The sequence below is a fragment of the Rossellomorea sp. FS2 genome (assembly GCF_047915635.1).
Taxonomy (GTDB): Bacteria; Bacillota; Bacilli; order Bacillales; family Bacillaceae_B; genus Rossellomorea; species Rossellomorea marisflavi_A.
Map to the genome: position 1 here is coordinate 650,273 of NZ_JBLRVS010000004.1, position 12,157 is coordinate 662,429.

The 12,157-nt window shown below is 48.5% G+C and carries 18 protein-coding genes; 10 read left to right on the plus strand and 8 right to left on the minus strand.

Features of this window, described 5'->3' with window-relative positions; genetic code table 11:
- Window positions 1–24: 24 nt before the first annotated feature.
- Entirely contained in the window at window positions 25–927 is a 903-nt protein-coding gene (locus ACNA6I_RS14330) for a LysR family transcriptional regulator (RefSeq protein ID WP_416313633.1), read from the plus strand.
- Window positions 928–947: 20 nt separating this feature from the next.
- Here the strand turns inward: ACNA6I_RS14330 and ACNA6I_RS14335 are convergent, their stop codons facing one another.
- Complete coding sequence (locus tag ACNA6I_RS14335) at window positions 948–1,988, minus strand: NAD(P)-dependent alcohol dehydrogenase (RefSeq protein WP_048005559.1); 1,041 nt, start codon at window positions 1,986–1,988, stop codon at window positions 948–950.
- A gap of 192 nt (window positions 1,989–2,180) precedes the next feature.
- Between ACNA6I_RS14335 and ACNA6I_RS14340 the strand changes: the two genes are divergently transcribed.
- From ACNA6I_RS14340 to ACNA6I_RS14350, 3 genes are all read left to right on the plus strand, one after another.
- Window positions 2,181–2,588, plus strand: a complete 408-nt coding sequence (locus ACNA6I_RS14340; protein WP_048016020.1) for a MerR family transcriptional regulator — start codon at window positions 2,181–2,183, stop codon at window positions 2,586–2,588.
- A gap of 332 nt (window positions 2,589–2,920) precedes the next feature.
- Entirely contained in the window at window positions 2,921–3,271 is a 351-nt protein-coding gene (locus ACNA6I_RS14345; protein ID WP_416313634.1) for a PadR family transcriptional regulator, read from the plus strand.
- A complete protein-coding gene (locus ACNA6I_RS14350) occupies window positions 3,258–4,097 on the plus strand; it encodes a permease prefix domain 1-containing protein (protein WP_416313635.1) in 840 nt (279 codons plus the stop codon). The genes ACNA6I_RS14345 and ACNA6I_RS14350 overlap by 14 nt, the downstream gene beginning before the upstream one ends.
- A gap of 171 nt (window positions 4,098–4,268) precedes the next feature.
- Here the strand turns inward: ACNA6I_RS14350 and ACNA6I_RS14355 are convergent, their stop codons facing one another.
- Both ACNA6I_RS14355 and ACNA6I_RS14360 read right to left on the minus strand, forming a co-directional pair.
- A complete protein-coding gene (locus ACNA6I_RS14355; protein WP_367259096.1) occupies window positions 4,269–4,793 on the minus strand; it encodes a CbrC family protein in 525 nt (174 codons plus the stop codon).
- 30 nt (window positions 4,794–4,823) lie between these two features.
- Window positions 4,824–4,991 (minus strand): hypothetical protein, encoded by a 168-nt coding sequence (locus tag ACNA6I_RS14360; protein WP_416313636.1) that lies wholly within the window; start codon window positions 4,989–4,991, stop codon window positions 4,824–4,826.
- A gap of 149 nt (window positions 4,992–5,140) precedes the next feature.
- On the opposite strand from ACNA6I_RS14360, the gene ACNA6I_RS14365 reads away from it, so the two are divergent.
- Genes ACNA6I_RS14365 through ACNA6I_RS14385 form a run of 5 tightly spaced genes read left to right on the plus strand, consistent with a single transcriptional unit; the run spans window position 5,141 to window position 8,108 of the window.
- Window positions 5,141–5,485, plus strand: coding sequence for a PadR family transcriptional regulator (locus ACNA6I_RS14365; protein ID WP_048005562.1), 345 nt, complete (start codon window positions 5,141–5,143; stop codon window positions 5,483–5,485).
- The gene (locus ACNA6I_RS14370; protein WP_416313637.1) at window positions 5,476–6,732 is read left to right on the plus strand and encodes an FtsW/RodA/SpoVE family cell cycle protein; all 1,257 of its coding nucleotides are present in this window, start codon (window positions 5,476–5,478) and stop codon (window positions 6,730–6,732) included. The genes ACNA6I_RS14365 and ACNA6I_RS14370 overlap by 10 nt, the downstream gene beginning before the upstream one ends.
- 36 nt (window positions 6,733–6,768) lie before the next feature.
- On the plus strand, window positions 6,769–7,248 hold the full coding sequence (locus ACNA6I_RS14375; protein ID WP_416313638.1) for a MarR family winged helix-turn-helix transcriptional regulator: 480 nt from the start codon (window positions 6,769–6,771) through the stop codon (window positions 7,246–7,248).
- Window positions 7,233–7,586: a DUF3147 family protein gene (locus ACNA6I_RS14380; protein WP_056533354.1), complete on the plus strand. Its 354-nt coding sequence runs from the start codon at window positions 7,233–7,235 to the stop codon at window positions 7,584–7,586. The genes ACNA6I_RS14375 and ACNA6I_RS14380 overlap by 16 nt, the downstream gene beginning before the upstream one ends.
- A 12-nt stretch (window positions 7,587–7,598) precedes the next feature.
- Window positions 7,599–8,108, plus strand: coding sequence for a YfiT family bacillithiol transferase (locus ACNA6I_RS14385; protein WP_416313639.1), 510 nt, complete (start codon window positions 7,599–7,601; stop codon window positions 8,106–8,108).
- Between the two features lie 43 nt (window positions 8,109–8,151).
- Here the strand turns inward: ACNA6I_RS14385 and ACNA6I_RS14390 are convergent, their stop codons facing one another.
- Genes ACNA6I_RS14390 through ACNA6I_RS14405 form a run of 4 tightly spaced genes read right to left on the minus strand, consistent with a single transcriptional unit; the run spans window position 8,152 to window position 10,908 of the window.
- Window positions 8,152–8,895: an aminoglycoside phosphotransferase family protein gene (locus tag ACNA6I_RS14390; RefSeq protein ID WP_416313640.1), complete on the minus strand. Its 744-nt coding sequence runs from the start codon at window positions 8,893–8,895 to the stop codon at window positions 8,152–8,154.
- Window positions 8,896–8,932: 37 nt separating this feature from the next.
- Complete coding sequence (locus ACNA6I_RS14395; RefSeq protein WP_416313641.1) at window positions 8,933–9,895, minus strand: DUF2268 domain-containing protein; 963 nt, start codon at window positions 9,893–9,895, stop codon at window positions 8,933–8,935.
- The gene (locus ACNA6I_RS14400) at window positions 9,892–10,428 is read right to left on the minus strand and encodes an AAA family ATPase (RefSeq protein ID WP_053428602.1); all 537 of its coding nucleotides are present in this window, start codon (window positions 10,426–10,428) and stop codon (window positions 9,892–9,894) included. The genes ACNA6I_RS14395 and ACNA6I_RS14400 overlap by 4 nt, the downstream gene beginning before the upstream one ends.
- 39 nt (window positions 10,429–10,467) lie before the next feature.
- Window positions 10,468–10,908, minus strand: a complete 441-nt coding sequence (locus ACNA6I_RS14405; RefSeq protein WP_159644719.1) for a hypothetical protein — start codon at window positions 10,906–10,908, stop codon at window positions 10,468–10,470.
- Between the two features lie 228 nt (window positions 10,909–11,136).
- On the opposite strand from ACNA6I_RS14405, the gene ACNA6I_RS14410 reads away from it, so the two are divergent.
- Entirely contained in the window at window positions 11,137–11,736 is a 600-nt protein-coding gene (locus tag ACNA6I_RS14410) for a GNAT family N-acetyltransferase (RefSeq protein WP_416313642.1), read from the plus strand.
- On the opposite strand, the gene ACNA6I_RS14415 is transcribed toward ACNA6I_RS14410, so the two are convergent.
- Window positions 11,699–12,064 carry a DUF3221 domain-containing protein gene (locus tag ACNA6I_RS14415; RefSeq protein ID WP_416313643.1) on the minus strand — a complete coding sequence of 122 codons (366 nt, stop codon included), beginning with the start codon at window positions 12,062–12,064 and terminating at the stop codon, window positions 11,699–11,701. The two genes, ACNA6I_RS14410 and ACNA6I_RS14415, sit on opposite strands and share 38 nt — an antisense overlap.
- Window positions 12,065–12,157 lie beyond the last annotated feature (93 nt).

Below are 12,157 nucleotides of genomic sequence, written 5' to 3' on the forward strand. Positions count from 1 at the left end.
TTAAACGTATAGGAGGAAACGTTTATGGATATCCGAATACTCCGCTACTTCCTCGCTGTTGCCCGGGAGGAAAGCATATCCCATGCCGCGAAGGCCCTGCATGTATCGCAGCCGACCCTTTCCCGCCAGCTGGCCGACTTGGAAACCGAGCTCGGGACCACGCTGTTCATCAGGGGCAACCGGCGGATCTCCCTAACGGAAGAGGGCCATTTTTTAGTGAAAAAGGCAAAAGAAATCGTCGCCCTCGTCGAGAAGACCGAGGCGAACTTCAAGCAGCCGATCGGCTCCGTCACAGGCGAGATCACCATCGGCGCAGGGGAAACCGAGGCCATGGGGCTCATCGGGCGGTCCCTTCATGCCCTCTTGACCGAACATCCGGGCATCCGGTTCCACCTTTACAGCGGGAATGCCGATGATCTCATGGAAAAACTCGACTCTGGCGTCCTGGACTTCGGCTTGGTCATCGAGCCGACCAACAAGGAGAAATATGAGTATCTCCACCTTCCCGCCGTCGATACGTGGGGTGTGCTCATGCGAAGGGACAGCCCCCTTGCCGCCCTCGACACCATCACACCAGAGGACCTTGCCGATCGCCCCCTCATCCTTTCACGGCAGACGACCGTCGACAATGAGCTCACCGGGTGGTTCGGTCGTGACATCGGGGACCTGACAATCGTCGGTACCTATAATCTCCTCTACAACGCGTCCCTCATGGTGAAAGAAGGACTCGGCTACGCCATCTGTCTGGAGAAGATCATCCCGACGCCGGAGGATGGGGAGCTTTTGTTCAGGCCCCTTAACCCCGGACTCCATGCCGGCTTGAATCTCATCTGGAAGAAGCACGGGATGCATTCTGCCGCGGCCAACGCCTTCCTCGATCACACCCGCAGGACGATCCACGCAAAAAAAGAAGACCCCGAAGGCTGAACCTCCGGGGTCTATCACAATTAAATCGTGCTCGTATCAATAACGAATCGGTATTTCACATCAGAAGCCAATACGCGCTTGTACGCTTCATCAATCTGATCCGCCGAGATGAGCTCGATCTTCGGTGCAATGTTGTGTTCTGCACAGAAATTGAGCATCTCTTGTGTTTCTTGAATGCCGCCGATCATGGAACCGGCGAAAGAACGACGGTGGCCGATGAGGGACATGACGTTCAGTGACATCGGTTCTCCCGGTGCGCCCACATTGACGAGCGTCCCGTCAAGCGTCAGGAGGGAGAAGTATGCATCGATGTCGATGTTGGCGCTGACCGTGTTGATGATCAGGTCGAAGCGGCCTTTCAGCTTCTCGAATGTTTCCGGATCCTTCGTCGCATAGTACTCCTTGGCACCGAAGGCGAGTCCATCCTCCTCTTTGTTCAGTGTTTGGGAAAGGACGGTTACTTCTGCTCCCATGGCGTTGGCGATCTTGACGGCCATATGACCGAGTCCACCCATCCCGACGATGGCGACTTTCTTGCCAGGGCCGGCATTCCAGTGGTGGAGCGGTGAATACGTGGTGATTCCTGCGCATAGAAGCGGTGCCGCCGCATCAAGCTCGATGCCATCCGGGATGTGCAAGGCGAAATCTTCCGTCACGACGATATGTGTGGAATATCCGCCTTGTGTCGGCTCGCCGTATTTATCAACGCCCGCATAGGTCGGCACATTGCCTTCCAAGCAGTATTGCTCCTCACCAGCCTTACAGTTGACGCATTCGCCGCAAGAGTCAACCATGCAGCCGACGCCTGCGCGGTCGCCCACCTTGAACTTCGACACACCAGAGCCGACTTCCGTGATGATCCCGGCGATCTCATGCCCCGGAACGAGTGGATAACTCACTTCTCCCCACTCACCGTGGGCTGTATGGATATCAGAGTGACAGATCCCTGCGAATTTGATTTCGATCAGTACATCCTTTTCATCCAGTTCACGTCGTTTGATTTCTGCTGAGCGGAAAGCCTTATCCGGCCCGTCCACTGCGCGTGCTTTTGCCATAACCATAGTAGTTCCTCCTCGAATTCTGATTGTCCCAAGTCAGGGTGTCTTGCTCCTACTGCTATCCCCGTTTTCCTCTTAGGCGAAACCATCGTACCCCCTCTAGTTCACTCTAGGTCAAGCACGATGCTCTCTTTTGACAACCAGTGACCACAGTGGTATCTTTCCAATCAGATAAAGACGAAAAGGGGAACCCTCATGAAAACCTACTCCATCAGCGAAGTCGCCAAGGAACTGAACCTCACCATCTATACCCTCCGCTATTATGACAAAGAAGGACTCATGCCCTTCGTGGAACGCAGTCCAAGCGGCGTCCGCCTCTTCAAGGACTCCGACATCAGCACGCTCCGCATCATCGAATGCCTGAAATCCACCGGCATGCCCATCAAGGATATCAAAACCTTCATCGACTGGTGCACAGAAGGCGACTCCACCCTCCAGGAACGTCACGACCTCTTCATGGAACGGAAGGCCACCGTGGAAAAGCAGATGGCGGATCTCATGAAGACGATGGAAGTAATCGACCACAAATGCAGCTACTATAAGGAAGCGCTGGCTGCGGGGACGGAAGAGATCCATCGTGACAGGAAAATTGAGATACAATAGAAAAACGCCCTGAGCCGGCCACGTTTGCTATCTTACGCATTAAACGATTATATAAATCCAAAAGAGTGCTGAATCGTAACGATTTTGCACTTTTTTTTAGCTGTTTATTTTGAGTTGCGAAATGCTCCCCCAGATCATTTGTTAGATTTTTCTCTTCAATCATTGGTGGTTTCTGAAACAATAATACATCCCTTCTACTGATTTAAATCGAATATAATACTCATTTAAATTGAATCAAACTAGCAAGATCAAATATTTACCCTTAACGTGTAATAATACCTTGCATTATTAAGTAATATAATTTATAAATAATATAAGGGAGGTGGATTAATTTGGAAGTAAGTAAGGAAGTTCTAAAAGGACATATCGATACGCTGATATTGTCTTTATTACACACCAGGGATATGTATGGATATGAATTGGCTAAACTCGTCCGAGAGAAAAGCGAAGAACAATTTGAATTAAAAGAAGGAACACTTTATTTATCCTTAAAGCGCTTGGAAAAGAATAAGTGGATCTCGTCATACTGGGGGACCGAGCAGGGACCAGGAGGAAGAAGAAAATATTATACACTCACTCCATTAGGTGAAGAAGGTTATGAAGGGAAACGTGCAGAATGGAGGTTCATAAAAAAAATCATCGATACATTTATAGAAGGGGGAGAAAAATATGAAACAAATTGAAGCGTTTGTTGATGAGGTGTATCACAGTGCCTCTGGAAATAAAAAAGAAATTGAAGAATTGAAAGCTGAAATGAAAAATCACTTGTTAGAGGCATTTCATGAGCTGAAATTGGAAGGAAAGTCTGAATCAGAAGCGCTTGATATTGCCATTGAACGTTTCGGAGGTGAAAACGAAATAAGGTCCGTTGTAGCACAGTTGTTTCAAGCACAAAAAGTCTTTGCAAAACGTGTGCTTTATACCGCTTTGGCTTTTCTAGTCCTTACTTCTATTGTGTGTGGGGTTTTGGGGGCAATTGACAACGCAGATATGAACGAAAATATGACTGTTGCCAGAGAAATAATCAATAGATTAGAAGGTCAAGAGGCCATTTCTGAGGATATGAAAAAAGGAATATTCTCCTTGGTGCAGGATGAAAACCAGATCTTAAATCTTCAAATTTATCGAATGCAAGATGTTGAAAAAATATCTGCAACGGGTTCTGCATCATACCACCCGAACGATGCTGCACCACTGTATGAATATGGAGTATTCAACGATCCGAATAAACCCAGCTGGATGTTAATTAATTCGAGCTACCCTTTAAATGATTCTGATTGGTATGTACAAATGGAGTCCATCAAACTCTTTGGTTTTATCCCTTTCATCCTTAGTGCAGGCATTGCCATTTATGCAACTTTATTTACCATATGGGCAACGATTAACGCATACCATCACAGACGATTAAATGCTGGTTGGGTCATTGCTTTTGCTTTATTGAATGTCGTCGGCTATTTTATTTATGTCTTAATGGGAAGGAAAACACAACAAGCAGGACTCTTACGTTAAAGGCGCCATAATGGAATACATGCTTATAAATAAAACGGTCAGAGGAGCATCAGCCACTGACCATTTTTCATGCAAATAGGACCCCTTTTAAGAATCGAATAGTTTACATATTTACTTAATAAATAGATGTTTGTCCTTCAGAACAAGGCGGATCCGGGCGTTTTTTCACACTTAATTCGAATCCACCGTCAGCCGGTGCTGGTTGCAATGCACGCATTTGAACAGGTACCCTTGTAACGCTCCGTCATTGGTCAGCCATTCCTTCAGCTTCTCCTTCGGCATATGATAAGTAGCCATGATCTCGTTCAAGTCGCCGGCAAGTTCTTCCTCCAGGTGCTCGATTTCCTTCCACCCGACATACTCAACAATCGCACAGAAGTCCCCGCAGTGACTGAGCCAATGCTCCTGCTGCCAACCCAAGTACCCCGGCGTCCGGTAAACAAGTTCGTCTATGTACGCTTCTTTCTCCACTTCCTCACAGCTCGCATCGTCCTGAAAAGAGCCTTCATACTTATCGGCGGCCGAACCGTCCGCGATACACCACGGGCAGATCCCCTCCACATCCTCGACGGAATAGAACGGTCCCTTATACACATAGTCCCGCTCCTTGTTGCAGACCGGGCAATCGGTCTTTTCCTTCTTGATGACCTCCAGCTTGATCGGATCCGGATTATACGTAAATGTTGGCAGTGTCATACGACGATCCCCTCCTATATTCAATGATCCCTAAGGCAGAAAAAAATCAAGCATGGCCGTGATGATGATTGCCTGCGCACACGTGATCATCACTTCATCCTTCCAGTGCGTCTTGCCGAATCGACTGAGAAGACGCGCAATGACAAAAGCAAAAAACCAGATAGCCAGAAATGTATAAAGCCAAGCCAAACCTAACACCTCAACCCATTTTTCTCCATCTTATCACATCCCCCTTATGCAGAGAATGATAGTTGACTAGAAAACAGTTGACGAATGGAAATCGGCGCCATACAATTATACCTAGATGAACTATGCATAGATAATCTAGGTATGAGAGGATGAATACGGTGAAAGTAAACAAAGAATTGGTGAAAGGAAGTACCTCCACGCTCATTCTCAGCCTGCTGAATGACCGTCCCATGTACGGATATGAATTGATCAAGGTCATGGAGGAGCGCTCGAACGGGATATTCAGCCTGAAGGAAGGAACCCTCTATCCCCTCCTTCATTCATTGGAGGAGCAGGGTGTGATCGAAGCCTATTGGGGACAGGGAGATACAGGAAGGAAGCGTAAGTACTACCGCATCACCAAAAGCGGCCAGGCCTTCATGGTCGAGAAAAAAGAAGAGTGGTCCACCTTTAAAGGTGCGGTGGATGACATCCTGGGATGGGAGAGGGTTTCATGGGAATGAACGAACCATTCAAAGACTATATCAGTGCCGTGTGCAGACGTATCCGCAACAAAGATGTTCATGAGGAAGTGGCCCTTGAGCTAGAGGATCACCTCCATACACTGAAGGAACACGCCATGAAGGAAGGACGTTCAGAAAAGGACGCCGTGGATTATGCCATCAGTCAGATGGGAGACCCCGCCACTGTTGGGAAACAGCTTCATCAAACCCATCGGCCGACATTTGACGTGGCGATCCTCATCCCCGTTGCCGTGATTTCCGTTTTTGGTCTCATTTCCATGTATTTCATCCAGTTTCAATCCAACATCACGGGGATCGGCGACATTTTTCAAAGCAGCCTGATTTATTACCTGGCCGGCTTGATCTTGATGATTGCATGCTTTTTCTATGACTATAGGAAACTATCGCGTTATTCCGGGATCATCTATGGTGGTACGGTCGCCCTCCTTCTCCTGACCCAGTGGGTCGGGGTCCGGGTAGACGGCATTTCCTATCTTGATATCGGATTCGCCACCCTGCATATTTCCGGCATTGCCCCCTTCCTCTTGGTCGTGGCATTTGCAGGGATGTTTTATGAATGGAACTGGCATGCACCGAAAAAAGCCATGATCGGGATCGGTCTCCTGGCTTTCCCCATCCTGCTCCTTGCATCCGATGGCTTCGCTGCCTATGCTCTTGGACTCGCAGTGGCGCTCGTCCTAATGACAGCAACCAGGGCAAAGCTTCATCAGATCCTCCTGTTCGGGATCAGTGCCATCGCGCTCCCCGCCCTATTCAAACCTGACTTCTTCTCACCAGTCAGTGCCGGAGACGGGGCAGGAATCAGGGCTTTATTCCAAAGAGCAGGGTGGTTCGGTGCCGACCCGTCCGTGCTCAATTTGAACGAAATGCATACCGACTACATCCTTGCGTATATGGTCCATTCCTTTGGATGGGTGTCGGCCATCGTGACCTTGATGTTCACGATTGTCTTCACCATCCGATTGATCCAAACGGCGAAGACCACCGCCCACTCATTCGGACGGGTGCTGACAATCGGAGTGGCCGTTGTGTTTGGCATTCAGTTTGCGGCTGCAATCCTCACCAATACCGGCGTCCTTCCACCTTTCGGCATCACGATGCCCTTCATGAGTTTCGGAGGCACACATGTATTGATCGATATGATGGCAGCCGGTCTCGTCTTGAGCGTTTATCGCCGCAGGCGCCTGGCTCCTATTCCAGCTGGTGGTACGTTGAAGTCATCATGACGGAAGCTGATCAGGGATTTCCTGATCAGTTTTTTTATGTTTATTTATATCGTATCATACGATACAATTGAAGAAACCGAACCAAGGAGCGAATCCATGACAATCGTGACCCAACTCAATCAACACTGGACCGACCTTTATTTCCACCTTCATATCCAGCATCAAGAAAAGATCTCCCACCAGGTCATCCGCATTATGCAGCTCGTGGAAAAGCGGGAGGAAGTCGGTGTAAAGGATGTGGCGGACCTACTCTCTGTTACCCATCACACGGCGTCCGAGCATGTGAAGCGGATCATCGAGAAGGGATACCTCCTTAAAAAAAGGCATCCCGATGATGAGCGCAAGGTGATCTTGGAACTCACCGATAGCGGGCGTGCTGTGCTTTTCCGCAATACCAGTCTTGATGAAGACAAACTGCAGGCTGCCCTGGATCTCATGACTCCTGAGGAAAGAGCAACCGTATCGGAAGCATTCCGGCTGCTGAGCGAGAAGGCAAAATCATGTACGTCTTCCTGAAGATCCTCGTATCCGCCCTCGTCATCGGTGCCGTGACCGAGATTGCGAGGCGCTTCCCTACCTATGGTGGCATCATTGCGGCCCTGCCCCTGGTCAGTCTCCTCAGCATCATCTGGCTCCATGTACAGGGCGAGGCATCGGAGCGCATCAGCACATTTGCCCTCGGGGTCCTGTGGGGATTCCCCGCAACGGCCTTCCTGCTATTCATCGTGTATCTGTCGTTGCAGCACTCCCTCCATCTCTACGCGGCCATCGGACTTGGACTCGCAGGGTGGGCGCTGTTTCTCGTCTTACAAGATGTCGTCATCAAACAGGCAAAAATCTTTTTCTTATCATAGGAGGAATGAAGAATGAATGAGCGTTATCCCATCGGGGAGTTTGAAACACCCGACCCTCTATCAGCCGATCAGATTCACCAATGGATCGAAGAGATCCGCACGTTTCCTGCAAGACTCCTGGAAACCGTCAGATCTCTAAGCGAGCTTGACCTGGATAAGGTTTACCGTGAAGGCGGCTGGACCATCCGCCAGGTCGTCCACCATGTTGCCGACAGTCATATGAACGCCTACATACGCTTCAAACTCGCCCTGACGGAAGAGAACCCGACCATCCGTCCCTATGCCGAGGATAAATGGGCCGAGCTCCCTGATTCCCTCTCTCCCATCGCATCATCCTTGACGATCATCTCTTCCCTGCACGAACGATGGGTCATTCTTTTAGAAAGCTTGACGGAAGAACTGCTCGCGCGGACCTTCGTCCACCCTGACTCTGGGAGCGTGGCCCTTGCCGAAAACATCGGGATCTATGCCTGGCACGGGAATCATCACCTGGCTCATATCCAGCATGCGCTGCAAAACTAAAATAAGCCTTGGCCTTCCTCTTAAGGGAAGGTCAAGGCTTTTCCTAAAACAACTCATACATTCCATGATAAAAGTACGCAAACTCCTCATCCGACACCCGGTATCGCTTATATCCTTCATAAAAGGCATCCTTCTCTTTCCCCGTGAACTTCCCAATCGCCAGCGATTCATCATAACGTGGATCTCCCACCGTCATCCCGGACACATCGATGAAGCATCTCACCTCCCCGTCCACCACGAGCACATTATCGGGATTGCAGTCCCCGTGGATCATCGTGGGTTTGACCGAAGCCGGCCTCTCCGCCTTCAACTGTTCCAAAAGCTCTATATCCCCGTCCGTCTCACCTGCCCTGACATACGGCTCCGCCTCTGCCCATACCCGCTCTAACCAATTGCCTTCTCCTAATCCTTCCAACAGCTCTCCTTCATGGAATCGATGAAGGAAATCTCCGAAACTCCTGATGAGCGCAAGGCGTTCCTCGCCATCGTCGACTCCCTTTAACGCCGATGTAAGGGAGAGCCCCTCTATATATTCCATTAGAAGATAGCTGTCTCGAGCACTCTCCCAAAATCCCATGAATCCAGGCACCGCAACAGTTCCCTGAACGCGTTGTAGCGCCTGTGCCTCTTTCTTTAACCAGTCACGGTAGCGTGGGTGGGACGCCTTCTTCAGAATGAACGTCCCCTCCTTGGTTTCAACCCGGCTCACTTCAGACGTGCACCCCTGTTCTTCAAGGAGTTTATGCTGCCGGATCCGGCCTGCCAACCTTTCAATCTTCTCGATCATCTCACGTCCACCTTTCTTAAAATGGGAAAATGCATTGTTACTCAAACTTCTCCGCGTACTTCCCTTTTTCGAGGATCTCGTCCGTGGTCATGGACGTCCATTCCGGTATAGAAACATCGGGATTCTTTTGTAAAAAAGCATCCATGATTTGAAGGCCGACCCGGTAGTTGGACCACATCGGGAGTTTCTTATCCCGACTGCCGATAAAAATCTCCTCGTAGAGGTCTTGATCAAAGGTATTGGGATTCTCAGAAATCATGTCCCACACCATTTTCTCCTTATTGGGATGTAACGTGTCCACCCACGGGTTCTCCACATCGGGATATACCTGCTTAGCAAATGCATCTGCCTTTCCTTCAATGACGACACCATCCAAAACGGAGTATGCCTCTTCATCATGGGTCTCGAAATTGACGAGATGATGATACTCATGGGCAATCGTATATTCAAGATTTTCCACGTTGAAAGCAGGATCGATCAGGATGAGGATGGCATGCTCACCGTACACCACACCATATACACCGTTCATAAGATTTGCGTTAGATTTGAATTCAGGACTGGACGGGACCACGTAAATGGTTTTATCCCCACCGGGAAGAACGTCGATAGACTTCTCTATGGCTTGCTTTATGCTCGAGTGGATCGTGTCCTGTTTCCCCTTGAATGCCTGCAGGTTTTCCTCCATTGTATCTAGGTCTCGCGGAGCCTGCAAAAATTCAAAACCAATCATCTTCATTATAGTCGGATCATCCGCCTCACCGTGCTCAACCATTGCTTTCTTGACCTTCTGTATGTAAAGCGTCTCGTTATCCTCATCAGGATTGTCACGAACACTTTCGATATAATCTGCCATCTCATTGTAGTAATAGTGAACCTTTATTTCTTGTTCTTTGTATGTAATCGTTTCTTTGCTCTTAAACGCTTCTTCTTTTTCATCTGAACAGCCCATGAGTGCTAGGAGCAGGGTACATATAGCAATCGTCCAATAGATTTTCTTCATTCCGCTCCCCCTTCTCCATATTCAAGGTATCGAATGACCCTTGTAATATACGACTTGATGGGAGAAGAAGTATCTATCTGTAAGCAAGGGAGGTCATCGGGCTTTTTACTGTTCAACACCGTTTTCCGGAATGCTTCTTCGGATTTTACCTCTTTAATTTGGCTCGGCATCCGATCCCTTTCCCTCAAACGCTCATTGATCAGGGTAAAATCATGCACCACACACTCAATATATTTATATGGAATTCCGTATTTTTCAGCAAGGAGCGTCCCCTTCTCTACCATCTCATCATAGAGGCAAGGGCTATCAAAGATCACACTATGTCCTTGCTCAAGCAGCGACTCACTGATGGACCAGTCCAAGTGATATGACACTTTTCCTGCCATATCATGGGTAAGTCCATTCCCCACCTTTTCCATTAGGGCTGATTTCGTGACGTCATGATCCACGATGACCGCTCCCGTTCTTTTTCCTATCTCACGGGCAAGGGTTGATTTTCCCGACCCCGGAAATCCTGACATTTGAATAAACATACTCACGCTCACCTCAGATCCTATTTATAGAAAAACTCCCTACTCAAGATCATTGCCTACCAACTGTCTCAACCTCTCCGTCCATTTCCCATCAAGTGAATAAACAGCGCTTGAATCATCCACCTTCTTCACATGACTTTTCGCCCCTTTTTCTCCCAACCAGAGAAGAAGCTTTTGCTGTTCAACGTTCTCAGCATCCACCTCCATGATGAAATCCGGATCTTCGAGATCGGCCACCTCCTCATCTTTCACAGCACCAGCGAACACCTCTTGGACCGCTTGGATCATGAGCGCATCGTCCTCATTAAGCCTGGAATCGCCTCCAGACTTGGAAAGATGGAATCCTTCCCACTCTTCGAAATCAATCAGCCCGTTCTCCATGACCGACGCCGGAGGATCGTACAGAACAGGGGCGGCCGATTCCTTCTGACAACTGGCGAGTATAATACTCATCGAGACTGCAAACAGGATCTTGTTCATAACGGCACCTCCACTTTCTTATACGTACACAAGAGGATTAAGTTTCCATTTATTGATAAAATTAAAACCAGACCCAATAGATCCGGTTTACTTGTTTCATTTATATAGGTCCTGACCAGGTCGTAACAGCGGGATTCCGTCAGATTCGCTAATATGGACGCTCTGATGTGGTCCCCCTAAATCCCTCGAAGGCCGTGGTACACTATTAAAAACTCCAGGAGGTGGCATATGAATCAGCAAAAAATCGATATCGACAAACACAGGGATGTCATCATTTCTTTCCGCAGGGATTCCTTCAAGGTCAGCTTCGGTACGGATCAAGACTTTGACGAGGAAGAATATGTACGGTGGGTCCAGGACCAATCAGCCTTATTCCCGGATGGCTTCATTCTCCTCATGGAAAAGGGCGTACCGATCGGTCAGCTTGAATTGACGGTGAAAGACTATGAAGATAGCAAAATCGGGTATGTGAACCTCTACTACCTGATTCCTGAGCGACGTGGATCAGGGATGGGAAATAAGCTTCACCAGTACGCCCTTCAGTTCTTTCGGACTCAGGGTGTATCCGAATATCACCTTCGCGTTTCACCAAGCAACCATCAGGCGCTGAGTTTTTACAAGAGAATAGGAATGAGGGAATTCAAGAAGGAGTTCGGAGGTACGGTCATCAGGATGAGAGGAGTTGTCAGTGAACAACCGCGAACGATAAAAAAAGGAGATAATTCCCCTTGGAAATTCCAGAAACAGGATGGACATATCAAACTCATTCTATCCCATACCATTTTTCAATTTAATCCAGCACTTCAATCTTGGAACATTTTGCTTTAGCAGGTGCTGACTCCATAACTATCCCGCACCACACCCCGACCTTGGTTCCGGATTCAATTCCCTCTGCCATTGAATCATCTTGAAACTGTAAATAAGTAAATGAACGATTGTCTTGATCGAATTCCTTAAAGGAATGATCAATATCTTCTTCATCAAAGTCTTCAATCGGAACCAAGATGCTTTCTTCTTCAAGATAGATTCCCTCCATGGTAGGAGGTCCCTCCCCATTGTGCACAAATTCAGGCTGCCCTTCATGAATCATCTCCTCACAACCCGTAACCAACAAGAACAGCCCCACCGGCAGGAGGAACTTCATGAAGCGTTTCATCACACCCATCTCCTTTCATACAGTTGACAACATACAATCTCTGCTTCACTATGTGAATGATACATATTGAACTGAGGAGGCTTCCCCTTGAAA

Bases quoted from the DNA above. Each gene is read 5' to 3' on its own strand.
- ACNA6I_RS14335 (WP_048005559.1), bottom strand. From the start codon at position 1,988: ATGGTTATGGCAAAAGCACGCGCAGTGGACGGGCCGGATAAGGCTTTC.
- ACNA6I_RS14390 (WP_416313640.1), bottom strand. From the start codon at position 8,895: ATGATCGAGAAGATTGAAAGGTTGGCAGGCCGGATCCGGCAGCATAAA.
- ACNA6I_RS14340 (WP_048016020.1), top strand. From the start codon at position 2,181: ATGAAAACCTACTCCATCAGCGAAGTCGCCAAGGAACTGAACCTCACC.
- ACNA6I_RS14405 (WP_159644719.1), bottom strand. From the start codon at position 10,908: ATGAACAAGATCCTGTTTGCAGTCTCGATGAGTATTATACTCGCCAGT.
- ACNA6I_RS14400 (WP_053428602.1), bottom strand. From the start codon at position 10,428: ATGTTTATTCAAATGTCAGGATTTCCGGGGTCGGGAAAATCAACCCTT.
- ACNA6I_RS14370 (WP_416313637.1), top strand. From the start codon at position 5,476: ATGGGAATGAACGAACCATTCAAAGACTATATCAGTGCCGTGTGCAGA.
- ACNA6I_RS14350 (WP_416313635.1), top strand. From the start codon at position 3,258: ATGAAACAAATTGAAGCGTTTGTTGATGAGGTGTATCACAGTGCCTCT.
- ACNA6I_RS14330 (WP_416313633.1), top strand. From the start codon at position 25: ATGGATATCCGAATACTCCGCTACTTCCTCGCTGTTGCCCGGGAGGAA.
- ACNA6I_RS14355 (WP_367259096.1), bottom strand. From the start codon at position 4,793: ATGACACTGCCAACATTTACGTATAATCCGGATCCGATCAAGCTGGAG.
- ACNA6I_RS14415 (WP_416313643.1), bottom strand. From the start codon at position 12,064: ATGAAACGCTTCATGAAGTTCCTCCTGCCGGTGGGGCTGTTCTTGTTG.
- ACNA6I_RS14375 (WP_416313638.1), top strand. From the start codon at position 6,769: ATGTTTATTTATATCGTATCATACGATACAATTGAAGAAACCGAACCA.
- ACNA6I_RS14395 (WP_416313641.1), bottom strand. From the start codon at position 9,895: ATGAAGAAAATCTATTGGACGATTGCTATATGTACCCTGCTCCTAGCA.
- ACNA6I_RS14385 (WP_416313639.1), top strand. From the start codon at position 7,599: ATGAATGAGCGTTATCCCATCGGGGAGTTTGAAACACCCGACCCTCTA.
- ACNA6I_RS14410 (WP_416313642.1), top strand. From the start codon at position 11,137: ATGAATCAGCAAAAAATCGATATCGACAAACACAGGGATGTCATCATT.
- ACNA6I_RS14380 (WP_056533354.1), top strand. From the start codon at position 7,233: ATGTACGTCTTCCTGAAGATCCTCGTATCCGCCCTCGTCATCGGTGCC.